This is a genomic window from Dermacoccus sp. 147Ba (genome assembly GCF_004151355.1).
In the GTDB taxonomy this organism is placed as follows: Bacteria; Actinomycetota; Actinomycetes; order Actinomycetales; family Dermatophilaceae; genus Dermacoccus; species Dermacoccus abyssi.
The window spans coordinates 322,859-346,904 of the sequence record NZ_SEHL01000003.1; the positions used below are offsets into that span (position 1 = coordinate 322,859).

The 24,046-nt window shown below is 65.7% G+C and carries 27 protein-coding genes; 24 read left to right on the forward strand and 3 right to left on the reverse strand.

The features are described from left to right. Positions 1 to 46: 46 nt before the first annotated feature. Positions 47 to 3,943: a DNA-directed RNA polymerase subunit beta' gene (locus EVU97_RS05940; protein WP_129664290.1), complete on the forward strand. Its 3,897-nt coding sequence runs from the start codon at positions 47 to 49 to the stop codon at positions 3,941 to 3,943. A 113-nt stretch (positions 3,944 to 4,056) separates the two neighbouring features. Here EVU97_RS05940 and EVU97_RS05945 read toward each other — a convergent pair whose 3' ends face one another. Beyond that, the gene (locus EVU97_RS05945) at positions 4,057 to 4,992 is read right to left on the reverse strand and encodes an NAD-dependent epimerase/dehydratase family protein (protein ID WP_047310401.1); all 936 of its coding nucleotides are present in this window, start codon (positions 4,990 to 4,992) and stop codon (positions 4,057 to 4,059) included. Beyond that, positions 4,985 to 6,010 carry a glycosyltransferase gene (locus tag EVU97_RS05950; RefSeq protein ID WP_240730143.1) on the reverse strand — a complete coding sequence of 342 codons (1,026 nt, stop codon included), beginning with the start codon at positions 6,008 to 6,010 and terminating at the stop codon, positions 4,985 to 4,987. The genes EVU97_RS05945 and EVU97_RS05950 overlap by 8 nt, the downstream gene beginning before the upstream one ends. Positions 6,011 to 6,477: 467 nt before the next feature. On the opposite strand from EVU97_RS05950, the gene rpsL reads away from it, so the two are divergent. From rpsL to EVU97_RS05975, 5 genes are all read left to right on the forward strand, one after another. After that, positions 6,478 to 6,852 carry a 30S ribosomal protein S12 gene (gene rpsL / locus EVU97_RS05955; RefSeq protein WP_047310400.1) on the forward strand — a complete coding sequence of 125 codons (375 nt, stop codon included), beginning with the start codon at positions 6,478 to 6,480 and terminating at the stop codon, positions 6,850 to 6,852. Next, positions 6,852 to 7,322 carry a 30S ribosomal protein S7 gene (gene rpsG, locus EVU97_RS05960; protein WP_047310399.1) on the forward strand — a complete coding sequence of 157 codons (471 nt, stop codon included), beginning with the start codon at positions 6,852 to 6,854 and terminating at the stop codon, positions 7,320 to 7,322. Before rpsL ends, rpsG begins: the two co-directional genes overlap by 1 nt. Before the next feature lie 99 nt (positions 7,323 to 7,421). Beyond that, positions 7,422 to 9,536: an elongation factor G gene (fusA, locus tag EVU97_RS05965; protein WP_047310398.1), complete on the forward strand. Its 2,115-nt coding sequence runs from the start codon at positions 7,422 to 7,424 to the stop codon at positions 9,534 to 9,536. A gap of 119 nt (positions 9,537 to 9,655) precedes the next feature. Then, a complete protein-coding gene (tuf, locus tag EVU97_RS05970; RefSeq protein ID WP_047310397.1) occupies positions 9,656 to 10,852 on the forward strand; it encodes an elongation factor Tu in 1,197 nt (398 codons plus the stop codon). A 102-nt stretch (positions 10,853 to 10,954) separates the two neighbouring features. Then, positions 10,955 to 13,207 (forward strand): hypothetical protein, encoded by a 2,253-nt coding sequence (locus EVU97_RS05975; protein ID WP_129664292.1) that lies wholly within the window; start codon positions 10,955 to 10,957, stop codon positions 13,205 to 13,207. 60 nt (positions 13,208 to 13,267) lie between these two features. On the opposite strand, the gene EVU97_RS05980 is transcribed toward EVU97_RS05975, so the two are convergent. After that, positions 13,268 to 14,113 carry a hypothetical protein gene (locus tag EVU97_RS05980; protein WP_047310395.1) on the reverse strand — a complete coding sequence of 282 codons (846 nt, stop codon included), beginning with the start codon at positions 14,111 to 14,113 and terminating at the stop codon, positions 13,268 to 13,270. Between the two features lie 194 nt (positions 14,114 to 14,307). Between EVU97_RS05980 and EVU97_RS05985 the strand changes: the two genes are divergently transcribed. The 18 genes from EVU97_RS05985 to rplF all read left to right on the forward strand — a co-directional run bounded on the left by EVU97_RS05985 (position 14,308) and on the right by rplF (position 24,045). Continuing rightward, positions 14,308 to 15,576: an aminotransferase class I/II-fold pyridoxal phosphate-dependent enzyme gene (locus tag EVU97_RS05985; RefSeq protein ID WP_129664294.1), complete on the forward strand. Its 1,269-nt coding sequence runs from the start codon at positions 14,308 to 14,310 to the stop codon at positions 15,574 to 15,576. Positions 15,577 to 16,011: 435 nt separating this feature from the next. After that, on the forward strand, positions 16,012 to 16,320 hold the full coding sequence (gene rpsJ / locus EVU97_RS05990; RefSeq protein ID WP_006946210.1) for a 30S ribosomal protein S10: 309 nt from the start codon (positions 16,012 to 16,014) through the stop codon (positions 16,318 to 16,320). Positions 16,321 to 16,335: 15 nt separating this feature from the next. Continuing rightward, complete coding sequence (gene rplC / locus EVU97_RS05995; RefSeq protein ID WP_118912237.1) at positions 16,336 to 16,992, forward strand: 50S ribosomal protein L3; 657 nt, start codon at positions 16,336 to 16,338, stop codon at positions 16,990 to 16,992. A 2-nt stretch (positions 16,993 to 16,994) separates the two neighbouring features. Then, positions 16,995 to 17,645, forward strand: a complete 651-nt coding sequence (rplD, locus tag EVU97_RS06000) for a 50S ribosomal protein L4 (RefSeq protein WP_129664295.1) — start codon at positions 16,995 to 16,997, stop codon at positions 17,643 to 17,645. After that, positions 17,642 to 17,941, forward strand: a complete 300-nt coding sequence (gene rplW, locus EVU97_RS06005) for a 50S ribosomal protein L23 (protein ID WP_047310391.1) — start codon at positions 17,642 to 17,644, stop codon at positions 17,939 to 17,941. Before rplD ends, rplW begins: the two co-directional genes overlap by 4 nt. Before the next feature lie 52 nt (positions 17,942 to 17,993). Then, a complete protein-coding gene (gene rplB, locus EVU97_RS06010; RefSeq protein WP_047310390.1) occupies positions 17,994 to 18,830 on the forward strand; it encodes a 50S ribosomal protein L2 in 837 nt (278 codons plus the stop codon). 15 nt (positions 18,831 to 18,845) lie between these two features. Further along, complete coding sequence (rpsS, locus tag EVU97_RS06015; protein WP_047310389.1) at positions 18,846 to 19,127, forward strand: 30S ribosomal protein S19; 282 nt, start codon at positions 18,846 to 18,848, stop codon at positions 19,125 to 19,127. Between the two features lie 47 nt (positions 19,128 to 19,174). After that, the gene (rplV, locus tag EVU97_RS06020; RefSeq protein WP_047310388.1) at positions 19,175 to 19,543 is read left to right on the forward strand and encodes a 50S ribosomal protein L22; all 369 of its coding nucleotides are present in this window, start codon (positions 19,175 to 19,177) and stop codon (positions 19,541 to 19,543) included. Continuing rightward, entirely contained in the window at positions 19,543 to 20,373 is an 831-nt protein-coding gene (gene rpsC, locus EVU97_RS06025) for a 30S ribosomal protein S3 (protein ID WP_047310387.1), read from the forward strand. The genes rplV and rpsC overlap by 1 nt, the downstream gene beginning before the upstream one ends. Further along, positions 20,373 to 20,792: a 50S ribosomal protein L16 gene (gene rplP, locus EVU97_RS06030; RefSeq protein ID WP_047310386.1), complete on the forward strand. Its 420-nt coding sequence runs from the start codon at positions 20,373 to 20,375 to the stop codon at positions 20,790 to 20,792. The genes rpsC and rplP overlap by 1 nt, the downstream gene beginning before the upstream one ends. Beyond that, positions 20,792 to 21,028 (forward strand): 50S ribosomal protein L29, encoded by a 237-nt coding sequence (gene rpmC / locus EVU97_RS06035; protein ID WP_047310385.1) that lies wholly within the window; start codon positions 20,792 to 20,794, stop codon positions 21,026 to 21,028. Before rplP ends, rpmC begins: the two co-directional genes overlap by 1 nt. Positions 21,029 to 21,030: 2 nt before the next feature. After that, positions 21,031 to 21,321 (forward strand): 30S ribosomal protein S17, encoded by a 291-nt coding sequence (rpsQ, locus tag EVU97_RS06040; RefSeq protein ID WP_129664297.1) that lies wholly within the window; start codon positions 21,031 to 21,033, stop codon positions 21,319 to 21,321. 191 nt (positions 21,322 to 21,512) lie between these two features. After that, positions 21,513 to 21,881 (forward strand): 50S ribosomal protein L14, encoded by a 369-nt coding sequence (gene rplN, locus EVU97_RS06045; RefSeq protein ID WP_006946197.1) that lies wholly within the window; start codon positions 21,513 to 21,515, stop codon positions 21,879 to 21,881. A 3-nt stretch (positions 21,882 to 21,884) separates the two neighbouring features. Next, entirely contained in the window at positions 21,885 to 22,247 is a 363-nt protein-coding gene (rplX, locus tag EVU97_RS06050) for a 50S ribosomal protein L24 (RefSeq protein ID WP_047310383.1), read from the forward strand. Continuing rightward, positions 22,247 to 22,810: a 50S ribosomal protein L5 gene (rplE, locus tag EVU97_RS06055; RefSeq protein WP_047310382.1), complete on the forward strand. Its 564-nt coding sequence runs from the start codon at positions 22,247 to 22,249 to the stop codon at positions 22,808 to 22,810. The genes rplX and rplE overlap by 1 nt, the downstream gene beginning before the upstream one ends. A gap of 2 nt (positions 22,811 to 22,812) precedes the next feature. Next, positions 22,813 to 22,998, forward strand: coding sequence for a type Z 30S ribosomal protein S14 (locus tag EVU97_RS06060; RefSeq protein WP_047310381.1), 186 nt, complete (start codon positions 22,813 to 22,815; stop codon positions 22,996 to 22,998). 85 nt (positions 22,999 to 23,083) lie between these two features. Further along, complete coding sequence (gene rpsH, locus EVU97_RS06065; RefSeq protein ID WP_047310380.1) at positions 23,084 to 23,482, forward strand: 30S ribosomal protein S8; 399 nt, start codon at positions 23,084 to 23,086, stop codon at positions 23,480 to 23,482. A 23-nt stretch (positions 23,483 to 23,505) separates the two neighbouring features. Next, the gene (rplF, locus tag EVU97_RS06070) at positions 23,506 to 24,045 is read left to right on the forward strand and encodes a 50S ribosomal protein L6 (RefSeq protein ID WP_118912233.1); all 540 of its coding nucleotides are present in this window, start codon (positions 23,506 to 23,508) and stop codon (positions 24,043 to 24,045) included. The last annotated feature ends 1 nt before the right edge of the window (position 24,046 follow it).

Consider the following 24,046-nt stretch of genomic DNA (forward strand, 5'->3'; position numbering starts at 1 on the left):
CAACGATCAGACTTTTCAGATTTAGGCGAGAGAAGGAATCAGCACAGTGCTGGACGTCAACTTCTTCGATGAGCTTCGTATCGGCCTCGCGACCGCGGACGACATCCGCACGTGGTCGCACGGCGAGGTCAAGAAGCCCGAAACCATCAACTACCGCACCCTCAAGCCCGAGAAGGACGGCCTCTTCTGCGAGAAGATCTTCGGCCCGACTCGCGACTGGGAGTGCTACTGCGGTAAGTACAAGCGTGTCCGCTTCAAGGGCATCATCTGTGAGCGCTGTGGCGTCGAGGTCACCCGTTCCGCGGTTCGCCGTGAGCGCATGGGTCACATCGAGCTCGCCGCTCCGGTGACGCACATCTGGTACTTCAAGGGTGTCCCGAGCCGCCTGGGCTACCTGCTCGACCTCGCCCCGAAGGACCTCGAGAAGGTCATCTACTTCGCGGCCTACATGATCACCTCGGTCGACGAGGAGCAGCGTCACGCCGACCTGCCGTCGCTCGAGAACCAGATCGAGGTCGAGAAGAAGGAACTCGAGAACCGTCGCGACGGCGACATCAACACGCGTTCGTCCAAGCTCGAGTCCGACCTCGCGGAACTCGAGAAGGAGGGCGCCAAGGCTGACGCCCGCCGCAAGGTGCGCGAGTCCGCCGAGCGCGAGATGACGCAGATCCGCAAGCGTGCGGACCAGCAGATCGAGCGCCTCGAGCAGGTCTGGGACCGCTTCAAGAACCTCAAGGTCCAAGACCTCGAGGGCGACGAGGTCCTCTACCGCGAGATGCGCGACCGTTTCGGTCTGTACTTCGAGGGCGGCATGGGCGCCGCTGCACTGCAGAAGCGCCTCGAGAACTTCGACCTCGACGCCGAGGCCGAACTGCTGCGCGAGATCATCGCCACGGGCAAGGGCCAGAAGAAGACGCGTGCGCTCAAGCGCCTGCGCGTCGTCACGGCCTTCCAGCAGACCGAGAACAAGCCTGCCGGCATGGTTCTCAACTGCGTTCCGGTCATCCCGCCGGACCTGCGCCCGATGGTTCAGCTCGACGGTGGCCGTTTCGCGACGTCCGACCTCAACGACCTGTACCGCCGCGTGATCAACCGCAACAACCGACTCAAGCGACTGCTCGACCTCGGTGCGCCGGAGATCATCGTCAACAACGAGAAGCGCATGCTTCAGGAGGCCGTCGACGCGCTGTTCGACAACGGCCGCCGTGGTCGTCCGGTCACCGGTCCGGGCAACCGTCCGCTCAAGTCGCTCTCCGACATGCTCAAGGGCAAGCAGGGTCGCTTCCGTCAGAACCTGCTCGGTAAGCGCGTCGACTACTCCGGCCGTTCGGTCATCGTCGTCGGCCCGACCCTGAAGCTGCACCAGTGTGGTCTGCCCAAGCAGATGGCGCTCGAGCTGTTCAAGCCGTTCGTCATGAAGCGTCTGGTCGACCTCGAGCACGCGCAGAACATCAAGTCGGCCAAGCGCATGGTCGAGCGTGCTCGCCCGGTCGTGTGGGACGTCCTCGAAGAGGTCATCCGTGAGCACCCCGTGCTGCTCAACCGTGCACCGACGCTGCACCGTCTCGGCATCCAGGCGTTCGAGCCCCAGCTCGTCGAGGGCAAGGCCGTCCAGATCCACCCGCTCGTCTGCTCGGCCTTCAACGCCGACTTCGACGGTGACCAGATGGCCGTCCACGTGCCGCTGAGCTCCGAGGCGCAGGCCGAGGCCCGCATCCTCATGCTCTCGAGCAACAACATCCTCAAGCCCGCCGACGGTCGTCCCGTGACGATGCCGACGCAGGACATGATCATCGGCCTGTTCCACCTCACCTCCGAGGTGCTCGACGCCGACGAGATCAAGGACGAGGACATCCGTTCGTTCTCGACCGTCGCCGAGGCCCGCATGGCCTTCGACGCCGGCGAGATCAAGATCGGCACGCCGATCTCGGTTCGCCTTCGCGACTTCGTTCCGACGGCCGGCACCTCGCTGCCCGAGGGCGTCGAGGCCGACGAGAACGGTTTCGTCTCCGAGCTGCGTATCCGTACGACGCTCGGTCGCGCGATCTTCAACGGCACGCTGCCCGAGGACTACGAGTACATCAACAAGCCCGTTGACAAGAAGGTCCTCTCGGCCATCGTCAACGACCTTGCGGAGCGTTACTCGAAGGTCCAGGTCGCGGCGTCGCTCGACGCTCTGAAGGAGACCGGTTTCCACTGGGCCACGCGCTCGGGTACGACCGTCGCCATCTCGGACGTCGTCATGCCGTCGAACAAGAACGAGATCCTCGAGGGCTACGACGCGAAGGCCGCGAAGGTCCAGCTCCAGTTCGACCGTGGTCTCATCACGGACGACGAGCGCCGTCAGGAGCTCATCGAGATCTGGACGCAGGCGGCCAACGAGGTCTCCAAGCAGATGGAGAACAACTTCCCGAAGGACAACCCGATTTACCGCATGGTGAACTCGGGTGCCCGAGGTAACTGGTTCCAGCTGCGTCAGCTCGCGGGTATGCGTGGCCTCATGGCCAACCCGAAGGGCGAGATCATCCCGCGTCCGATCAAGGCCAACTTCCGTGAGGGCCTGTCGGTTCTGGAGTTCTTCATCTCGACCCACGGTGCTCGTAAGGGTCTGGCCGACACCGCTCTGCGTACGGCTGACTCGGGTTACCTCACGCGTCGTCTCGTCGACGTGTCGCAGGACGTCATCATCCGCGAGGAGGACTGTGGCACGAAGCGCGGTCTCGTCCTGCCGATCGCGCAGCGCAACGCCGACGGCGCGCTCGTCGAGCACGAGGACGTCGAGTCGAGCGTGTACGCACGTAACGTCGCGACCGACATCGAGATCGACGGCAAGACGTACCTGCAGGCCGGTGACGACCTCGGTGACGTCGCGCTCGACGCGCTGATCGAGGCCGGCATCGAAGAGGTCAAGGTCCGCTCGGTCCTCACCTGTGAGTCCCGCGTCGGTACGTGTGCGAAGTGCTACGGCCGTTCGCTGGCCACCGGCAAACTCGTCGACATCGGTGAGGCCGTCGGTATCATCGCGGCCCAGTCGATCGGTGAGCCCGGTACCCAGCTGACGATGCGTACCTTCCACACCGGTGGTGCTGCCGGTGACGACATCACGCAGGGTCTGCCCCGAGTCGTCGAGCTGTTCGAAGCTCGTACGCCGAAGGGTGTCGCCCCGATCGCCGAGGCCGCCGGAAAGATCGAGATCGAGGAGACGGACAAGGCCCGTCGAATCCACCTCGTTCCGGACGACGGCTCCGAGCCGCACGCCTACCCGGTGAGCAAGCGTGCGCGCCTGCTCGTCGCGGACGGCGACCGCGTCGAGGTCGGCACGCTGCTCGTGCAGGGTGCGATCGACCCGAAGCAGGTGCTGCGCATCCTCGGCCCGCGTGAGGTGCAGAAGCACCTCGTCGACGAGGTCCAGGGCGTGTACCGCCAGCAGGGTGTGTCAATCCACGACAAGCACATCGAGGTCATCGTGCGCCAGATGCTGCGTCGCGTGACGATCATCGAGGCCGGCGACACCGACCTGCTCCCGGGTGAGCTGGCGGAGCGCGCGCGCTTCGAGGACTCTTCGCGTCAGGCTCTCGCCGAGGGCGGACGTCCGGCGTCGGGTCGTAGCGAGCTCATGGGTATCACGAAGGCGTCGCTGGCCACCGAGTCGTGGCTGTCGGCCGCTTCGTTCCAGGAGACGACGCGCGTCCTCACCGAGGCCGCGATGAACGCCAAGAGCGACCCGCTGCTGGGCCTCAAGGAGAACGTCATCCTCGGTAAGCTCATCCCGGCCGGTACCGGCCTGACGCGCTACCGCAACGTCAAGGTCGAGCCGACGGAAGAGGCGAAGGCCGCGATGTACGCGCTGCCGGACTACCAGCCGTACGACTACCCGGTCTTCGGCCCGGGTTCGGGTGAGGCCGTCCGCCTGGACGACGCTTCGCTCGGCTTCGACAGCTGATCGTTCGCAGGACCAACGCCGAAGGCGGCCCCGGTTTCGACCGGGGCCGCCTTCGGCGTTTCAGTTGAGCTGTGCGTATGGGGAGGACCCCTGTCGGGCTCGCACGTGCTGGGTCAGCTCGCGAGTTCTCCCTCGCGGAACTGGCGCAGGATGCCCTCGACCGTCGCCGAGACGCCGACGGGCAGGGGAGTGGTGGCGTACGCGTCGAGCTCCGGCAGCACCATGGAGCGCAGTCGCAGGTCGCTCGACTGCGCGGAGGCCAGCTTGGAGGCGGCGTAGATGACGTGCGGCTTGCGCTTCGTCAGGTGACGTAGCAGGCCGATCAGCTCGCCGATCGTCACACCGTTGCCGCTGGCGAGGATCTTCGTCGTGTGCGCGAGGTCGCGCTCCTCGGCCGTCTCGACGAAGGCGAGCGCCATGGCGGCGCAGTCGTCGGCGTAGAGGTAGTCGCGGATCGTGTCGATCGGCACGTAGACCCCGAGCGGGCTGCCGGAGACGAGCGTGCGGCCGAGGTGGGAGATGAGTCCCTGCATCTTGGCCAGGTTCTGTCCCGGGCCGTAGAGGTTGGCGATGCGGCCGATGGCGAGGCGCTGATGTGCGTCACCGAGGATTCTCGTCGCGACCTGCTCCATGGCGAGCTTGGCGTGGCCGTAGGGCGCCAGAGGAGCGGGTTCGGTTGCCTCGGTGAAAGGCCGAGGACCGTCGGCACCGGCGAGCAGGCCGCCGGCCGACGAGGCCAGAAACACGGTGCCGCGCTGGTCGCCGGCCGCTGCGGTGAGGTGCTCGAGGAATCCGGCGAACTCCTCGACCTCCCGATCGAGCGCCTCCTGGGACGTGCCGACCACGCCGGCGCCTGCGCACCACATGACGCGCCACGGCGCGTCTTCGACACTCGCGAGAAGAGCGTTCGCCGCGGCGGCCAGGTCGCCCGGCGCGTCCGGTGTGCTCCACCGGACGCGGGCGCGCAACGCCCGGTCACCGAGCAGCGTGCTGACGGACGAACCGAGCAGGCCGCTCGATCCGACGACGAGCGTCGGACGATCAGCCATCACGTCGCGCGGGCTGCTCGACGCCGGCCTGGGGCCCGCTCTGAGCGCGGTCGCGGCCGAGGGGTCCGGCAGCCGGATCGGGCACGATGAGGTACAAGGGCTTACCCATCGCCATGTTGACGTTGACGCCGATGTACTCGGCGATCATGCCGAGCGAGATGAGTATCGCGCCGCCGATGATGAGGAGCGCGACCATGAGAGACGGCCACCCCGAGGGCAGGCTGGGCTCGAAGAAGAGTTTCGCCACGACGAGGACGACGGTGAGGACGAGACCGGCGATCGCGGCGACCACGCCGAGGAGGCTGACGGCACGCAGGCCGCGTGTACCGCTGGTGAGGAACATCCGCCAGAAGTGGCCGAAGAGACTCTTGTAGTTGTAGCCCGAGGGGCGGTCGCCCTCCTCGCGCAGATCGATCGGGCAGGTGGCGACGTCCTTCGTCACCCAACCGAGCGCCACGTCGAGGTAGATGTTCGGACCCGCGTACGCGGCGACACTGCGACCGATGGAGCCCAGCATGAGGCGGAAGCTCTGGAAGTCCTTGGCGTTCTTCAGGCCCGACGCGGAGCTGAGCACACGCTTGGCGCCCACCGAGGCGAGATTGCGTACGAAGCCGTGGGGCGGAGGGTTGCGCGCCATGCTGTAGACGAGACTCGCCTGCTGGGTGAGAGCGGTGTCGAGCATGTCGGCGATGAACTTCGGGTCGTGCTGACCGTCCTCGTCCATCGTGACGATCCAGTCACCGCCGGTGGACGCCATACCCGCCAGCGTCGCCGCGTGCTGTCCGAAGTTGCGGCTCAACCAGACCGGACGGACCACGGGGTGCGCCTCGGCGAGAGCACGCATGGTGTCGTCGCTCGCGTCGGGTCCGTTGTCGTGCACGAGAAGGATTTCCGACACCCGGAACTCGGTTCCGCGCGCGGTTTGGCTGGGCTCGGTGTAGGGGAGCAGCTCGTCGATCACCGAGGGCAACGTGGTCTCACCCTGGTAGACCGGAATCACGATGGAGATGGTGTGCAAGTGCGTGCCCTCGCCCTGAGTCGTCGGAGACTGGATCAATGACATCGTAGACGCAGGCCGGCAGCACGGGCCGGGGGCCACCGTCGAGGCGGCGACCCGACGTCGACCCGCACGACGCGCACCCCCTCCGAAGGGGGTGCTCCGACGACGACGCCGCAGGAGCGTCGAGGGATCAGGGTGGCGACACCTCAGGCGGCGTGTCGGGTTGCGGTCCAGGCCGGATTTGGCCGCGTGCACCCCGACTCGGTACTCTTAATGGGTGCATGGGCGGAAGTCTGCCCATTGCCACACCCTCGCCGGGCAGTCGTATGTCAGGCAAGGTCCGCCGGACCGGCGGATCGTCTGCGCGAAAGTGCAGGGGAGGGGTCGCGCCGGACACGCCCGAGAGCGTGGGTGCGCGGCATGACAAGGAGCTCGTCGGCCCAGGTCGGCGAGCGGAACAGAAACGACACGTTCGGAGAACCAGGTTGCCTACGATCAACCAGCTCGTCCGTAAGGGTCGCCAGGACAAGGCCGTCAAGGCCGCAACTCCGGCTCTTAAGGGCAGCCCACAGCGACGCGGTGTCTGCACCCGCGTCTACACCACGACCCCGAAGAAGCCGAACTCGGCTCTGCGCAAGGTCGCCCGCGTCAAGCTCACCTCGGGTATCGAGGTCACGGCCTACATCCCGGGCGTCGGCCACAACCTGCAGGAGCACTCGATCGTGCTCGTGCGTGGCGGCCGTGTGAAGGACCTTCCCGGTGTGCGCTACAAGATCATCCGCGGCTCGCTCGACACCCAGGGTGTCAAGGGCCGTAACCAGGCGCGTAGCCGCTACGGCGCGAAGAAGGAGAAGAAGTAATGCCTCGTAAGGGTCCTGCTCCTAAGCGCCCCCTCGTCGTCGACCCGGTCTACGGTTCGCCGCTCGTCACGCAGCTCGTCAACAAGATCCTCATGGATGGCAAGAAGTCCATCGCTGAGCGCATCGTGTACGACGCCCTCGAAGGCTGCCGTGAGAAGACGGGCACCGACCCGGTCGTCACGCTGAAGCGTGCGCTCGACAACATCCGTCCGTCGCTCGAGGTCAAGTCCCGCCGCGTCGGCGGTGCGACCTACCAGGTGCCGATCGAGGTCAAGCCGGCCCGCGCCACGACGCTCTCGCTGCGTTGGCTCGTCGGCTACTCGCGTCAGCGTCGTGAGAAGACGATGACGGAGCGCCTGATGAACGAGATCCTCGACGCCAGCAACGGCCTGGGTGCCGCTGTCAAGCGTCGCGAGGACACGCACAAGATGGCCGAGTCCAACAAGGCCTTCGCGCACTACCGCTGGTGATCGAGTTGGGGTGGCGGTCCGTTCTCTTCGTAGAATGGATCGGGCCGTCATCCCGGCTCACCCAGTACTGATACTGAACTTCGAACGAGAAGAGACACCGTGGCACAGGACGTGCTGACCGACCTGAAGAAGGTCCGCAACATCGGCATCATGGCGCACATCGACGCCGGCAAGACGACGACGACCGAGCGCATCCTCTTCTACACCGGCGTCAACCACAAGATCGGTGAGACGCACGACGGTGCGTCGACGACCGACTGGATGGAGCAGGAGAAGGAGCGTGGCATCACGATCACGTCCGCTGCTGTGACGTCGTTCTGGGAAGGTACCCAGATCAACATCATCGACACCCCGGGTCACGTGGACTTCACGGTCGAGGTCGAGCGCTCGCTGCGCGTTCTCGACGGTGCCGTCGCTGTCTTCGACGGCAAGGAGGGCGTCGAGCCCCAGTCCGAGACGGTGTGGCGCCAGGCTGACAAGTACGACGTTCCGCGCGTCTGCTTCGTCAACAAGATGGACAAGATGGGCGCTGACTTCTACTTCACCGTCCAGACGATCAAGGACCGCCTCGGTGCGGAGCCGCTCGTGCTCCAGCTGCCGATCGGTGCCGAGAACGACTTCGTCGGTGTCGTCGACCTCATCTACAACCGCGCTCTCGTGTGGCCGGGTGACGCCAAGGGTGACGTCACCATGGGTGCCAAGTACGAGATCCAGGAGATCCCGGACGACCTCAAGGCCAAGGCCGAGGAGTACCGCAACGCGCTCGTCGAGCGTGTCGCCGAGTCCGACGACGACCTCATGGAGAAGTACCTCAGCGGCGAGGAGCTGACCGAGGACGAGATCAAGGCCGGCATCCGCAAGCTCACGGTCAACTCCGAGCTCTACCCGGTCCTGTGTGGCTCCGCGTTCAAGAACCGCGGCGTCCAGCCGATGCTCGACGCCGTCGTCGACTACCTCCCGAGCCCGCTCGACGTGCCGCCGATGATCGGCCACGTCCCGGGTGACGAGGAGCAGGAGATCACGCGTAAGCCGGCTCTCGACGAGCCCTTCTCGGCCCTCGCGTTCAAGGTCGCTGCGCACCCGTTCTTCGGTTCGCTCACCTTCATCCGTGTCTACTCGGGCAAGATCTCCGCCGGCTCGCAGGTCGTCAACACGACCAAGGGCAAGAAGGAGCGCATCGGAAAGCTCTTCCAGATGCACGCCAACAAGGAGAACCCGGTCGACGAGGCACAGGCTGGTCACATCTACGCCGCCATCGGTCTCAAGGAGACGACGACGGGTGACACCCTGAGCGACCCGAGCAGCCAGATCGTCCTCGAGTCGATGACGTTCCCGGAGCCGGTCATCTCGGTCGCCATCGAGCCGAAGACGAAGGGTGACCAGGAGAAGCTCTCCACGGCCATCCAGAAGCTGGCTCAAGAAGACCCGACCTTCCAGGTCGAGCTCGACGAGGAGACCGGCCAGACCATCATCCGTGGTATGGGCGAGCTCCACCTCGACATCCTGGTCGACCGCATGAAGCGCGAGTTCAAGGTCGAGGCCAACGTCGGCGCCCCGCAGGTGGCGTACCGCGAGACGATCCGCAAGGCCGTCGCGAAGTACGACTACACGCACAAGAAGCAGACCGGTGGTTCCGGTCAGTTCGCGAAGGTCCAGATCACCTTCGAGCCCCTCGACACGTCCGAGGGCGAGCTCTACGAGTTCGTCAACGCCGTCGTCGGTGGTCGCGTGCCGCGTGAGTACATCCCCAGCGTCGACAACGGCATCCAGGACGCCATGCAGCAGGGTGTCCTCGCCGGTTACCCGCTGGTGGGCCTCAAGGCCACGCTGGTCGACGGTGCCTACCACGACGTCGACTCCTCGGAGATGGCGTTCAAGATCGCCGGCTCCATGGCACTGAAGGAGGCCGTCCGCAAGGCCGACCCGGTGCTGCTCGAGCCGATGATGGCAGTCGAGGTTCGTACGCCCGAGGAGTACATGGGCGACGTGATCGGCGACATCAACTCCCGCCGTGGCCAGATCCAGGCCATGGAGGACGTCAGCGGCGCCAAGGTCGTTCGTGGCCTCGTTCCGCTGTCGGAGATGTTCGGGTACGTTGGTGACCTTCGTTCCAAGACGCAGGGTCGTGCCAACTACACGATGCAGTTCGACTCGTACGCCGAGGTTCCCCGGAGCGTCGCGGACGAGATCATCAAGAAGATCCGGGGCGAGTGAACGGGTCCGTCCCGTCTAGAGACCCGTAACACAACCTGTAAACAACAGACGCGTCCCGGCGCCTTCAACCCCGAAGGCGACAAAGCGTTTGACCAACACAAGTCCTGAGGAGGACCCAAGTGGCGAAGGCGAAGTTCGAGCGGAGCAAGCCGCACGTCAACATCGGCACCATCGGTCACATCGACCACGGCAAGACGACGCTGACGGCAGCAATCTCTAAGGTTCTGCACGACAAGTACCCGGAACTCAACCCCTTCACGCCGTTCGACGAGATCGACAAGGCGCCGGAGGAGAAGCAGCGCGGTATCACGATTTCGATCGCGCACATCGAGTACCAGACGGAGAAGCGTCACTACGCTCACGTCGACTGCCCCGGTCACGCTGACTACGTGAAGAACATGATCACCGGTGCTGCTCAGATGGACGGCGCCATCCTCGTGGTCGCGGCCACCGACGGCCCGATGCCGCAGACGAAGGAGCACGTCCTCCTGGCCCGCCAGGTCGGCGTTCCCTACATCGTCGTCGCGCTGAACAAGGCTGACATGGTCGACGACGAGGAGATCATGGAGCTCGTCGAGATGGAGGTCCGCGAACTGCTGTCCTCCTACGACTTCCCGGGTGACGACCTGCCGGTCGTTCAGGTCTCGGCGCTCAAGGCGCTCGAGGGCGACGCCGAGTGGGGCGACAAGCTCATGGAGCTCATGAACGCTGTCGACGACTCCATCCCGGAGCCGGAGCGCGACATCGACAAGCCGTTCCTCATGCCGGTCGAGGACGTCTTCACGATCACCGGTCGTGGAACCGTCGTCACGGGCCGCATCGAGCGCGGTGTCCTGAACGTCAACGAGGACGTCGAGATCGTCGGCATCCACGAGGGCCCGGCCACCAAGACGACCGTCACGGGCATCGAGATGTTCCGCAAGCTGCTCGACGAGGGTCGCGCCGGTGAGAACGTGGGTCTGCTCCTTCGCGGTGTCAAGCGCGAGGACGTCGAGCGTGGCCAGGTTGTCGTCAAGCCGGGTTCGATCACCCCGCACACGGACTTCGAGGGTCAGGTCTACATCCTCTCGAAGGACGAGGGTGGCCGTCACACGCCGTTCTACGACAACTACCGTCCGCAGTTCTACTTCCGTACGACGGACGTCACGGGTGTCGTTCACCTGCCCGAGGGCACCGAGATGGTCATGCCCGGCGACAACACCGACATGACGGTGGAGCTCATCCAGCCCATCGCCATGGAGGAGGGCCTGAAGTTCGCCATCCGTGAGGGTGGTCGTACGGTCGGCGCCGGTCGCGTCACCAAGATCATCAAGTGATCTGATCCCTTCGGGGATCCATCCGCAAAGGGTCTCGAGGCATTCGCCTCGGGGCCCTTTGCCGTGCTCGGGGCACTGTCTGCGGCGCCGTAGGATGTTCCGGTGCTGAACCGCCGTAACGCCCCACCACTCGTCGTCCTGCTCCTCGTGGTGTTCGCCGCTCCGGTTCTCGTCGACGTCGAACCGCTTGCGGCTTTGCGGTACGCCCTCTGGACAGCTTTGTGGTGGGTCTTCGGTTGGGCCCTGGTCGGGCGCTACACCACCGGTGGGTTCGAGCGAGCCACGATCGGCGCGGCCGTGGGCATCGGGGCGCAGCTCGCGAACTGGCTTCTGTGGCAGGTCGTCGGTGCGCCGTCGTTCACGGTTGCCGGCGGCGTAGTGGCCCTCGTCGCGGCAGGCGTTCTGGAGCGACGCGCCAGGAATCGAACGACACTGCTCAGCGGCGACGAGCACGACGTGGACGACGAGCGCGTCGGGCAGCACGAGGCTGCGGTTCGGGGCATCCCGACCGGCTCGCTGTGGCTACTCACCGTGTCGACGTTCTGGATGGCGTGGCTCTTCGTCGGATTCGGACGTCACCAGTCGCGCCCGCCCGGTCCCAGCACGATGTACCAGGACCTGTACTGGCACGTTGGAATCGCTGCGGAACTCAAACGGACGGCGCTGCCCACGGTTCCTCACGTCGAGGTTCTCGGCCAGCTCAACTATCACTGGTTGAGCAACGCCTACATGGCGTCCGGGAGCCTGGGCTCCTTCACCTCGACGTCGGACGTGGCGACGCGCCTGTGGTACCTGCCTGTTGTTGCTCTGGCGCTCGCGCTGTGCCTCGTCGTCGGGCGCAGGCTGAGCGGGGCCTGGATCGCAGGGACGGCGGCGATCGTCCTGTTCGTGATTCCGGCGGGCATCGTGCCCATGGCCTGGAAGGGCCCGACCGGCCCGACGACGGCTTTCGTCTGGCCCAGCCCGTCGCAGATCTTCGGTCTCGTCTTCACCCTGTGGGCCGCGTGGCTGTTCGTGCCGATCCTGCGGGGAGCACGCATCGGCTGGAAGGGCGCCATCGTCTGCTTGGTTACCGCCTTCGTGTGCGCCGGCGCGAAGTCGAGCATCCTGCCGGTCTTCTGCTGCGGGGCCCTCGCAGTGGGGGTCGTGTACGTTCGCAGGTCTGCGGTGCGACGTGGCGCCGCGATCGTCTTCGGTTCCTGCCTCGCCGGAATCGCCCTCGCGTTGCCCCTTTTCGCGGGCGGCTCCGCCGGGTCCAAGATCCGACTCTTCTCAAGCTTCCGGCACCAGAGCCCGTACAAGCACTACGTCGAGCCGCCGAACACGTTCGACCACGGCCCCTTCGTGATGCCGCATCTCGAGACAACGGGAGTGGTCGTGCTCGTTGTCAGTCTGCTCGTGGCTCTCGCCGTGCAGTACGGCTACGCTGCAACGAGCGTCGCCCTGGGGCGCACGTGGCGGACCGACCCCGCACCCGTCTTCCTGCTCGCGTCCTTCGCGGCGAGCCTCGCCGCCTACCTGCTCGTGGACCACACGGGGATGTCGCAGGGCTACTTCCCGATGGGCGCCCTGCCCCTCATCGCCCTCCTTGCAGGGTGGGGATTCGCCGAGCTGTGGGAACGAAGCGCCTCGCGCCGGTGGCAGATGCTCTCGGTGGGATTCGTCATCGGTGGGCTGCTGCTTCTGGCCCTTCGTTGGGCGAGCGGCACATCGGTGCCCGACCGGACGGACATCCCGGCAAGCGTGCTCGCCTTCGCGCTCCTGACGCTGGCGCTCGTCGTCGGTGCACTCGTGGTCAGTCGTTACCGGCCGCTCGTCGGAGCCGGAATCCTCTTCGGAGCGGCACTGGTCTTTCCCGCGTTCAACGTCGGCAAGAACAACGGTGGAAGCCTGTTCTCCACCGTGACGGACGACAAGGCATGGACCGTGTCCGCACAGGAGACGTCTGCGGCACAGTGGGTTCGAGATCACTCGGGCGAGACGGACGTCGTGGCCACCAACGTCCACTGTCGGGTGCCCGAGGACGCCGAGTGCGACTCGCGCGCCTACTGGGTGAGCGCGCTGACCGAGCGGCGGGTCTTCATCGAGGCATGGGGCTACACCGATCCCGCGCAGCGCAACGCAGGTAGGGGCGGTCTACCGGCGACGTCGCAGCCGTTCTCGGATCAGAAGCTCTTCGCGCTCAACGAGAAGGTCTTTCACGATCCCGACCGCAGCACAGTCGAGCAACTGCAACGGCGGGGAGTCCGTTGGCTCTACGCCGACACCGCGGCCAGCGACGTCTCTCCCGACCTCGCGGATTACGCGGATGCCGTACATCACTCCGGAACCGTCACGGTCTTTCGACTGGACTAGGGGAACGCACGAACGTGGGCCGGGGGGCACGCGATGGTCCCGGCCCACGTTCGTTCGAACTCAGAGCGTGCCGCTCTGGCCGACGTAGCAGGTGCTCGCCTTCCAGTCGCGCGGCGCTTCGTGCAGCTCAGCCTTGAAGGTGCCGCTCTTGGCGCCCTTGACGTCCGGCAGGCCGTGGCCGACGATCACACGCTTGTTCGCGTCCATGCAGATGGCCCGGATCCCGGTGACCGGCGAGTCACCGTTCGCGGCGTAGTTGCCGGTGATGACCGGGCGGCGGTTCGGGCCGTCGTTGTTGATCTTGACGTTGCTCATCGTGATGTCGTCCGAGCGGTCGTCGGTCTCGTTCTTGGTGAGGCTGAGGCGCACCTTCTTGATGCCCGCCGGGGCCTTGCCGAGCTTGGTGCTGATCTTGATCATGTCCTTGCCCTTGCCGACCTTGATCGTGTCCTCGACCGTGCCGATCACCTTGCCGCTCGCGTCGAGCATGTCGTAGCGGACCGTGGCCTTGCCCGGGCCGGTGCCGTCGACCTTGAGGACGGCGTAGAACTCGCCGTACTTGCTGTCCGGACGCTTCTGGTAACCACCTGCGGTGACGAGCGTCGCCTTCGTCACGGGGCCGCTGGGCAGGCTGGCGGCCTGTTCGGGTGATGCTGCGCCCTGGTCCTTCTCGTCCGTTGTGCCGGCGTCCTCGGTCGGGTCGGAGGGCGTCGTCGTGGACGACGTCGTGTCTTCGCTCGACTTCTCGGACTGCGTCGACGGCGAGGCCTCGTCCGTGCTGCTGGACTTCGACGTGGTCGAGGAGGAACCGCTCCCGCCGGTTGCCGACTCCGGGCCACAGGCGCCGAGAGCCAGCGCCGAGGCGACGGAGAGGGAAAGAACCGTAGCTCGTGTCGTCTTACGCATGATCGTCTTCCTTCGTGTGTGAGCCGGGCTGGATGAACGTCCGACGGGCCTGCGCGCCAGGAGGTTCCATCGAATTCGTATACGGCGGAAGTCTGCTCGAACCCGAGGCGGCGTTGGGGGAGTGAGACGTGTCTGGCTGCGGGGCTCCGTGCGTGGAAGGATGAGAACGACTGTGAGCGACCGGAAGGAACCCGATGACCCTCGCCGACATGGCCGCCGATGACCTGGCGGGCCTGGTGACATCCCTGCGTGACGAGTACGAACAGCTGAAGGGCAAGGGGCTGAAGCTCGATTTGACGCGCGGCAAGCCTTCGGCCGAGCAGCTCGACCTTGCGAACGCCTTGCTCACACTCCCCTCGCAGACGACGGCCGACGGCGTCGACGTACGCAACTACGGCGGGCTCGCGGGCCTCCCTGAGATCCGCAGCATCTTCGCCGAACTGCTCGGTGTGGGGCTCGACCAGATCGTCGCGGGCAACAACTCGAGCCTCACGATGATGCACGACACCCTCGTGTACCACCTCCTGCGTGGCGGCCTCGACTCCCCGCGCCCCTGGGCACAGGAGGAGAAGGTTCGCTTCCTGGCCCCTGTGCCCGGCTACGACCGCCACTTCGCGCTCCTGGAGTCGTTCGGCATCGAGATGATCACCGTCCCGATGAACGACGACGGCCCCGACGCCGAAGAGTGCGCCCGCCTCGTGGCGACCGACCCGAGCATCAAGGGCATGTGGGTCGTGCCCACCTACGCGAACCCGACGGGGGCCGTCTGCTCGCAGGAGGTCGCGGCCGCGCTCGCCGCGATGCCGACCGCAGCTCCCGACTTCCGCATCTTCTGGGACAACGCCTACGCCGTGCACCACCTCGACGGCGTGGAGGCCAAGACGGCGGACATCGTCAGCCTCGCGCAGGCCTCGGGTCACCCGAACCGCCCGATCATGTTCGCCTCGACGTCGAAGATCACCTTCGCCGGTGCCGGTGTCGCCTTACTCGCGGGCTCGCGCGACACCGTGGCCTGGTACCTCGAGAACCTGGGCAACGGTTCCATCGGGCCGGACAAGGTCAACCAGCTCGCCCATGCCGAGTTCTTCGGTGACGCAGCCGGGGTGCGCGCACACATGGCCAAGCACCGCGACATCATGGCGCCGAAGTTCGCCGCCGTCGGAGCAGCCCTCGAGGCTCGGCTCGGAAGCTACGACGTCGCGCGATGGAACACGCCGCACGGCGGCTACTTCGTCAACCTCGACGTCGTGCCCGGCACGGCCTCACGCGTCGTGGAACTCGCCAAGGAAGCCGGCATCGCGCTGACACCCGCCGGCTCGTCGTTCCCCTACGGCAAGGACCCGAAGGACGAGAACATCCGTCTCGCACCGTCGCTCCCTCCGCTCGACGAGGTACGCACGGCCATGGAGGGTGTCGCCCTCTGTGTGCTGCTCGCAGCGGCCGAGGCGAAGAACACAGCCTGAACACGACACACGACCGAACCACGGTCCCGTGCCGGGGTTCGAGAGGCCGGGCCCGCCCGGGGCGCACCGTGCTCGAACCGAGCGGTGCGCTCCGAGGTGGGCTCGGTCGGTGTGTGAGGGCAAGGCGCGGTGTGGCCATCGCCACGGCCGCCCCGATTTGGCCATCGCCCGGGCATCTGGCACTATGGACAAGTTGCTTGACGCGTGGTGAAGGTCCGTACCTGCACTGCCGCCTCTGAAACGCACCTGTTCTGCGCCTCCTGAAGGTGCGACCACCCCGAGCGGGTGACGTGCGATTCAGGGAAGCGCAAGCACCGGCTGAAAAGCCCTCGCCTCCCCGACGGAGGCGACGGCCCGAAGGGGTCGCGACACGCCCGAGCGCGTGGGTGGGGAGCCGGCACTGAACATGATTGGCGAGAAGAGAGACTCACGCGAATGGCGGGACAGAAGATCCGCATCCGACTGAAGTCGTATGACCACGAGGTCATCGACAGCTCGGCGCGCAAGATTGTCGACACGGTGACCCGTGCAGGCGCAACGGTCGTCGGACCGGTGCCGCTGCCGACGGAGAAGAACGTTTTCTGCGTCATCCGGTCGCCGCACAAGTACAAGGACAGCCGCGAGCACTTCGAGATGCGTACGCACAAGCGCCTCATCGACATCGTTGACCCGACGCCGAAGGCCGTCGACTCGCTCATGCGACTCGACCTCCCGGCTGACGTCAACATCGAGATCAAGCTGTAAGCGAGGGTTTGACTCATGACTGCAACCACTGAGCGCTCCGTGAAGGGGCTCCTCGGCGAGAAGCTCGGCATGACCCAGGTCTGGGACGCCGACAACCGCCTCGTCCCCGTCACGGTCGTCGCCGTCGGCCCCTGCGTCGTCACGCAGGTCCGTAACGCTGACGCCGACGGCTACAACGCGGTCCAGATCGGCTACGGCCAGATCGACCCGCGCAAGGTCACCAAGCCGCTGACCGGCCACTTCGAGAAGGCCGGCGTCACGCCGCGTCGTCACCTGGCCGAACTGCGTACCTCCGACGCCGGCGAGTACTCGCTCGGCCAGGAGATCACGGCCGAGGCTTTCGAGGCCGGCCAGAAGGTCGACGTCGTCGGCCGCACCAAGGGCAAGGGTTTCGCCGGTGTCATGAAGCGTCACGGCTTCGCCGGTGTCTCGGCCTCGCACGGTGCGCACCGTAACCACCGCAAGCCGGGCTCGATCGGTGGCTGCGCCACGCCGGGTCGTGTCTTCAAGGGCATGCGTATGGCCGGTCGCATGGGCGGCGTTCGCCAGACCACCCAGAACCTCCAGATCCACGCCGTCGACGCCGAGAAGGGTCTGCTGCTCATCAAGGGTGCCGTTCCCGGCCCCGCGGGCGCTGTCGTTCTCGTGCGTACGGCACTCAAGGGAGCCTGAGCATGACTACCGTTGACATCCTGAGCCCTGAGGGCAAGAAGTCCGGTTCTGTCGAACTGCCGGCTGACATCTTCGACGTTGTCACCAACGTGCCGCTGATCCACCAGGTCGTGGTGGCTCAGCTCGCAGCAGCTCGTCAGGGCACTCACGCCACCAAGACCCGCGGCATGGTCCGCGGCGGTGGCCGCAAGCCTTACCGCCAGAAGGGCACCGGTCGCGCCCGCCAGGGCTCGACCCGCGCGCCGCAGTTCGCCGGCGGTGGCACCGTCCACGGCCCGCAGCCGCGTGACTACAGCCAGCGCACGCCCAAGAAGATGAAGGCCGCCGCTCTGCGTGGCGCCCTGTCGGACCGTGCACGCTTCGAGCGCATCCACGTTCTCGAGTCGGTCGTCGCGGGCGAGACCCCGTCGACGAAGGCCGCCGCGAAGTTCCTCGCGTCGCTGTCCGACCGCAAGAACCTGCTCGTCGTCATCGACCGCTTCGACTCGGTCTCCGAGCTCAGCGTTCGCAACCTGCCGAACGTTCACGTTCTGTGGGCCGACCAGCTCAACACGTACGACGTGCTGTGCGCCGACGACATCGTGTTCACGAAGGCCGCCTTCGACGGCTTCGTCTCCGGTGGCGCTGCACAGGTGAAGGAGGAGGCCAAGTGAGCTCGCTGAACAAGGACCCGCGTGACGTCATCATCAAGCCGGTGGTGTCGGAGAAGTCCTACGCGCTCCTCGACGAAGGCAAGTACACGTTCATCGTTGACCCCCGTGCGAACAAGACGGAGATCAAGATCGCCATCGAGCAGATCTTCGACGTCAAGGTCGCTTCGGTGCACACGCTGAACCGCAAGGGCAAGACGCGCCGTACGCGTTTCGGCATGGGTAAGCGCAAGGACACCAAGCGCGCCATCGTCTCGCTCACGGAAGGCAACATCGACATCTTCGGTCAGGCTTCCTGACCAACAGATGACGATCGCCGAATCAATCCAAGACTGAGGACGACTTAGACCCATGGCTATTCGCAAGTACAAGCCCACGACCCCCGGTCGTCGTGGCTCGAGTGTGGCCGACTTCGTCGAGATCACTCGCTCCACGCCCGAGAAGTCGCTGGTACGCCCGCTCTCCAAGACCGGTGGCCGCAACGCTTCCGGTCGTATCACGACCCGTCACATCGGTGGTGGCCACAAGCGCGCCTACCGTGTGATCGATTTCCGCCGCGCGGACAAGGACGGTATCCCGGCCAAGGTCGCTCACATCGAGTACGACCCCAACCGCACCGCCCGCATCGCGCTGCTTCACTACGCCGACGGCGAGAAGCGCTACATCATTGCGCCGAACCGCCTGAAGCAGGGTGACCGCATCGAGAACGGCCCCGAGGCCGACATCAAGCCGGGTAACAACCTGCCGATGCGTCACATCCCCGTCGGTACGGTCATCCACTGCGTCGAGCTCCGCCCCGGCGGTGGCGCGAAGATCGCCCGTTCCGCGGGTGTTCGCGTTCAGCTCGTCGCCAAGGACGGCCCCTACGCCCAGCTGCGTATGCCCTCCGGTGAGATCCGCAACGTCGACGTCCGCTGCCGCGCGACGATCGGCGAGGTGGGCAACGCCGAGCAGAGCAACATCAACTGGGGCAAGGCCGGCCGCATGCGTTGGAAGGGCAAGCGCCCGACCGTCCGCGGTGTCGCCATGAACCCGGTGGACCACCCGCACGGTGGTGGTGAGGGTAAGACCTCTGGTGGTCGTAACCCCGTCAGCCCGTGGGGCCAGAAGGAAGGCCGCACCCGCCGCCCGAACAAGGACAGCGACAAGCTCATCGTGCGTCGCCGTCGCACTGGCAAGAAGCGCTGATAGGAGCCTTTCGAAATGCCTCGTAGCCTCAAGAAGGGCCCCTTCGTCGACGATCACCTCGCGAAGAAGGTCGAAGCCCAGAACGCCGCCGGCACGCAGAACGTCATCAAGACGTGGTCGCGCCGCTCGATGATCACCCCGGACATGCTCGGCCACACCCTGGCCGTGCACGACGGCCGCAAGCACGTCCCGGTCTTCGTGACCGAGAGCATGGTCGGCCACAAGCTGGGTGAGTTCGCTCCTACTCGCACCTTCAAGGGTCACGAGAAGGACGACAAGAAGGGTCGCCGTCGCTGACGCGGCGGGGGTACTCCACCATGACTGACGAAAGTAAAGGGACAGCGATGGAAGCCAAGGCGCAGGCGCGGCACGTCCGCGTAACGCCGATGAAGGCCCGCCGCGTCGTGGACATGATCCGTGGCAAGCAGGCCGCTGACGCGATCGCGCTGCTGCAGTTCGCTCCGCAGGCGGCCAGCGAGCCGGTTCTCAAGACGCTCAACAGCGCCATTGCGAACGCACGATTCACGGCGGACAAGAACTCCGTGGCTTTCGACGAGAACGCGCTGGTCGTCAAGACCGCGTTCGTCGACGAGGGTCCGACCATGAAGCGATTCCGTCCGCGCGCTCAGGGTCGCGCAAGCCGCATCCTCAAGCGCACGAGCCACATCACGATCGTTGTGGGCGAGCGCGACTCGAAGGGAGGTAACCGCTGATGGGTCAGAAGATCAACCCGAACGGTTTCCGCCTCGGTATCACCACCGAGCACAAGAGCCGCTGGTTCGCCGACTCGACCAAGCCGGGTCAGCGCTACAGCGACTACGTCAAGGAAGACGTCGCGATCCGCAAGCTCCTCTCGGAGGGCATGGAGCGCGCCGGCATCGCCCGCGTCGACATCGAGCGCACGCGTGACCGCGTTCGCGTCGACATCCACACCGCTCGCCCGGGCATCGTCATCGGTCGCCGCGGCGCCGAGGCCGACCGCCTGCGCGGTCGCCTGGAGAAGCTCACGGGCAAGCAGGTCCAGCTGAACATCCTCGAGGTCAAGAACCCCGAGGCCGACGCTCAGCTCGTCGCCCAGGGCATCGCCGAGCAGCTCTCGGCCCGCGTGTCCTTCCGACGCGCGATGCGCAAGGGCATCCAGTCCGCACAGCGCGCCGGCGCCAAGGGCATCCGTGTCCAGTGCTCCGGCCGTCTGGGCGGCGCAGAGATGAGCCGTTCGGAGTTCTACCGCGAGGGTCGTGTGCCGCTGCACACGCTGCGCGCGAACATCGATTACGGCTTCTTCGAGGCCAAGACGACGTTCGGTCGCATCGGCGTCAAGGTCTGGATCTACAAGGGTGACCTGACGGCCAAGGAGCTCGCTCGCGAGCAGGCCGCCGCCCCGCAGCGTCCGCAGCGCGGTCGTCGTGGCGACGGTCCCCGCGGTGAGCGTGGAGAGCGCGGTCGCGGTCGCGGCCAGCGTTCGGAGCAGACCGCACAGGCGAACGACGTGGCCACCGAGACCACCGAGTCCGCCCCGAAGACCGAGGGAGCTGAAGCCTGATGCTTATTCCCCGTCGTGTGAAGCACCGCAAGCAGCACCACCCGAAGCGTACGGGTATGGCCAAGGGCGGCACCGAGGTGACGTTCGGCGACTACGGCATCCAGGCTCTCGAGCCGGCCTACGTCACCAACCGTCAGATCGAGTCCGCTCGTATCGCCATGACGCGCTACATGAAGCGTGGCGGAAAGGTGTGGATCAACATCTACCCGGACCGTCCGCTCACGAAGAAGCCGGCCGAAACCCGCATGGGTTCCGGTAAGGGTTCGCCGGAGTGGTGGGTCGCCAACGTCAAGCCGGGCCGCGTCATGTTCGAGGTCAACGGTGTGTCCGAAGAAGTTGCTCGTGAGGCCATGCGCCTGGCGATGCACAAGCTGCCGATGAAGTGCCGCTTCGTCGCGCGTGAAGGTGGTGACATCTGATGGCCAAGGGTTCGGAGGACCTGCAGCCGCAGGCACTGCGCGAGATGACGGACGAGGTGCTGGCTACGAAGCTCGCAGAGGCGAAGAAGGAACTCTTCAACCTGCGCTTCCAGTCGGCTACCGGCCAGCTCGAGAGCTCGGCACGTCTGCGTTCCGTCCGCACGGACATCGCGCGTATCTACACGGAGATGCGTGAGCGCGAGCTCAACATCGGCCGTGACGAGAAGGTTGGCTGAAGATGAACGACAAGCAGGAGACCGCCGTGAGCGAGAGCGCCGAGCGTAACTACCGCAAGACGCGCCAGGGCTACGTCGTCAGCGACAAGATGGACAAGACGGTCGTCGTCGAGGTCCAGGACCGCGTCAAGCACGCGCTCTACGGCAAGGTCATGCGCCGTAGCAGCAAGGTCAAGGCCCACGACGAGCAGAACAGCGCCGGTATCGGCGACCGCGTGCTCATCATGGAGACCCGCCCGCTGTCGGCAACCAAGCGCTGGCGCATCGTCGAGATCCTCGAGCGCGCCAAGTAAACCGGATGGCACAGCCGGAGCCGGGGACGTTCTGAGCCACGCACACCACGGGGGACGAGCCTGCTCGTCCCCCGTGGGAGGGCGCAGATTACCCCGGTTTTTGGCTGTGCGGACCGGTATGAGACCATTAAACGTTCCGCAAGGCTCGCTCAGGTAGGGCGAGAACCAGTGAGACGACAGGAGTAGAAACTGTGATTCAGCAGGAGTCGCGACTTCGTGTCGCCGACAACACCGGTGCCAAGGAGATCCTGTGCATCCGCGTGCTCGGTGGCTCTGGCCGTCGGTACGCCGGCATCGGTGACACCATCGTGGCCACCGTCAAGGACGCCATCCCCGGTGGCAACGTCAAGAAGGGTGACGTCGTCAAGGCCGTCATCGTTCGCACCAAGAAGGAACGCCGTCGTGCAGACGGTTCCTACATTCGCTTCGACGAGAACGCGGCCGTCATCCTCAAGGGCGACGGCGACCCGCGTGGTACGCGCATCTTCGGCCCGGTCGGGCGCGAGCTGCGCGACAAGAAGTTCATGAAGATCATTTCGCTTGCCCCGGAGGTGCTCTGAACCATGGCGGCCAAGATGAAGATCAAGAAGAACGACCTCGTCCAGGTCATCAGCGGCCGTTCCGAGAAGAACGGTGGCGACAAGGGCAAGCAGGGCAAGGTCATTGCCGTGTTCCCGGAGACGCAGCGAGTCCTCGTCGAGGGCATCAACCGCGTCACGAAGCACGTCAAGGCCGGTCAGCCCGGTGCCGGCACCGGCGGCCTCACGGTCGTCGAGGCGCCGATCCACGTCTCGAACGTGGCCCTGGTCGACCCTGAGACGAACAAGCCCACCCGTGTGCGCACCCGCGTCGAGCAGGTCGAGCGCGACGGCAAGACCAAGAACGTGCGTACCCGCGTGGCCGTGCGTTCCGGTAAGGACCTGTGATGTCTGAGACCACCAAGACCACCCCGCGTCTCAAGACGCGCTACGCCGACGAGATCAAGGGCCAGCTGCAGGGCGAGTTCAACTTCGCCAACGCGATGCAGGTTCCGGGTGTCGTCAAGGTCGTCGTCAACATGGGTGTCGGCGACGCCGCGAAGGACAGCAAGCTGATCGAGGGCGCCATCCGCGACCTCGAGGCGATCACCGGTCAGAAGCCGGCCGTCACCAAGGCGCGCAAGTCCATCGCTCAGTTCAAGCTGCGCGAGGGTATGCCCATCGGTGCGCACGTCACGCTGCGTGGCGACCGCATGTGGGAGTTCCTCGACCGTCTGGTCTCGGTTGCGCTCCCGCGTATCCGTGACTTCCGCGGCCTGTCGCCGAAGCAGTTCGACGGCAACGGCAACTACACGTTCGGTCTGAACGAGCAGTCGATGTTCCACGAGATCGACCAGGACAAGATCGACCGCGTGCGCGGCATGGACATCACCGTTGTGACCACGGCCGCCAACGACGACGAAGGCCGCGCCCTGCTGCGCGCCCTCGGATTCCCGTTCAAGGAGAAGTGACGATGGCGAAGACCGCACTGATCAACAAGGCGAACAAGAAGCCGAAGTTCGGCGTCCGTGCCTACACGCGCTGCCAGCGCTGTGGCCGTCCGCACTCGGTTTACCGCAAGTTCGGCCTCTGCCGTATCTGCCTGCGGGAAATGGCGCACGCCGGCGAGCTGCCCGGCGTCACCAAGTCCAGCTGGTAAGAACTCACAACTCCCACAATTCTCTCTACACCGTAGGTCGGCCAGGAGTGGTTGAAACCCCGGTGAGGAAGGGCGGAGAAGCCCAATGACCATGACCGACCCGATCGCGGACATGTTGACGCGAGTCCGGAACGCCAACTCGGCGCACCACGACTCGACGTCCATGCCGTTTTCGAAGCTGAAGTCCCACATCGCTGAGATTCTCGAGCGCGAGGGTTACATCGCCGGCTGGACCGTCGAGGACGCCCGCGTCGGCAAGACGCTCACGATCAACCTGAAGTACGGCCCGAACCGTGAGCGCGCCATCGCGGGCGTGCGTCGCGTGTCGAAGCCCGGTCTTCGCGTGTACGCCAAGTCCACGAACCTCCCGCGGGTTCTCGGTGGCCTCGGTGTTGCCATCATTTCCACGTCGTCCGGCCTCCTGACCGACAAGCAGGCAGCCGCGAAGGGTGTGGGCGGGGAAGTCCTCGCCTACGTCTGGTAATCAGGAATTAGGAGGAGAAACAGATGTCACGTATTGGACGTCTCCCGGTTCCTGTCCCGTCCGGTGTCGAGGTGACCATCGACGGCCAGGACGTCACGGTGAAGGGCCCCAAGGGCACCCTCGACCTGACGGTTCCCGCGCCGATCACCGTCGCCAAGGGCGAGGACGGTTCCGTCGAGGTGACGCGTCCGAACGACGAGCGCGACTCGCGCTCGCGTCACGGCCTCACGCGTAGCCTCATCAACAACATGGTCGTCGGTGTCACCGACGGCTACACCAAGAAGCTCGAGATCCACGGCACGGGTTACCGCGTCACGGCCAAGGGCAGCGACCTGGAGTTCGCTCTGGGTTACTCGCACCCGATTCTCGTCAAGGCGCCCGAGGGCATCACCTTCGCCGTCGAGAACCCCACGCGCTTCTCGGTCTCCGGTATCGACAAGCAGCTCGTCGGCGAGATCTCGGCCAACATTCGTAAGCTGCGCAAGCCCGACCCGTACAAGGCGAAGGGTGTCCGCTACGAAGGCGAGCACATCCGCCGCAAGGTCGGAAAGGCTGGTAAGTAAG